Raw genomic sequence first — 1,687 nt, 5'->3', positions numbered from 1 at the left:
ACGCGTGATCAGTAGAAACAAGGGTGTTTTTAATTACAATTTGAGCTCACAAATTTAAATGCAAATTCTGCATTGTAACGACCCATTGGAGCACATCCATAAAGATAGACCAGCCACAATGATTGCCAGTACTAGGGAACTCGCTACCGTTGAATAAATTGACAGTATTTGGTAAGTTCCTATTGATTCCAATTTCACTCCGCCTATTTCTTCCCTTTTTAATCTTGCTTCTTCTGAGTACTGGGGGTAGTCATACGTTCCATTTCTTACACTTTCCATACATTCATTATCACATTTGTGATAAAACTCGAAACAGCCATTACCCAGCTCCTTTGCATTATCTCTAAGCTGTAGCCGGACTTTGTCATAGAGGTTCTTGACATTTGAATCATGGAAATCTAGAGTTCTCTCATTTTCCATGAGAACTAAAAGTTCAGCATTATAAGTCCAAACATCTAGGAATCCATCTTCCATTTTCTTATTCAAATTCTCTATTCTCCGTTCTAAGTTATTAAATTCCCTTCCAACGGCCTCAAATTGAGTGTTCATTTTGTCAATTATTGAGTTGACCTTGTTGGTGACTCCATCTATTGCCTTTTGGGTGGATTCTCTGTCTGCAGCATACCCACTTCCCTGTTCATTACTATGGTGGTACCCATACCAACCATCTACCATTCCTTGCCATCCTCCCTCTATAAATCCTGCTATAGCTCCAAACAGTCCTCTTTTCCTTCTTCTTTCTTTTAGAGGACTATTTCTGAGCCCAGTTGCAAGGACTAATTTGTTTGATTTCACATATTTGGGGCACTCCCCGATAGTGAGAGGATGTATATTGTGGAATGGCATACTAGAGTTTATCGCCCCTATTGGAGTTTGACACTTGGTGTTGCAGTGACCATATTCTATTTCACTTTTCATAATTGTTGAGTCTCCTGTCTTGATAATTTTGTATGCATATTCTGGGGCGATAAAATTTCCATTGCTCTCGAAGTGGATTGCATCATTCGGTTTCAACATTGTCCAGAAGAAATCCATTCTTCCACTTTGCCCATTTACTTGGGATCTAGTAGCTATTTTTGGCACCAACCTCTGGTTTAATGTTGATGTCCCAACAGAGACATAAGTGGTTGGGTTTCTGTAGAGTTTTGTCTGCTCCTCTGCACTGTTGGAATGATGGATTCCCCACAGTATCAAAAGATCTTCTTTATTGGTATTATTGTAGCTCATCTTTATTGTCGGGTATGCATCATTCTTTTTGGTAAGCCACACCACATTTCTAAAAAAGGAGGCATTTCCTTGGTATGGACATGCTGCGCTCACCCCGGATGATGTATGACTGGACCAAGAACTCTTGGGGATGATCCGGGTCTTCTCAAAATGATTTATTCTGCTCAATAGGTGTTTCAGCTCTTCATAGTCATTGAGATTCCCTGGGTAACAGAGGTCATTTGCTGGGTTAACCCTCTCCACTATATAGGACCATTCTGGCACACTGATGAACTCGTCGCACATTGGGTTTCCAAGAAGCCATCCAGCTACACTACAATCCTTTAAAATCAAAGGTTTCACTCCATTCAACCTGCAGAGCTTCCCGTTGTGTGTCTTTTCCAGTATGTCTTGAGCATGCGTAACAGTGACGTTTTTTTCCATTATTGTGTCAACCTGCTCTGTCGAGTTGTTTGCATGG

At 40.7% G+C, this 1,687-nt stretch carries 1 protein-coding gene; it reads right to left on the bottom strand.

Annotated elements, in window-relative coordinates:
* Nucleotides 1–54 precede the first annotated feature (54 nt).
* Nucleotides 55–1,687: hemagglutinin (locus tag ACYVK3_RS19930; protein WP_460499098.1), on the bottom strand; the 1,633-nt coding region annotated here is incomplete at its 5' end.

It is taken from the genome of Glycomyces tarimensis (assembly GCF_054776215.1).
The sequence above is the reverse complement of the archived record's forward strand: the minus strand, read 5'-3'. Positions and strand labels throughout refer to the sequence as shown.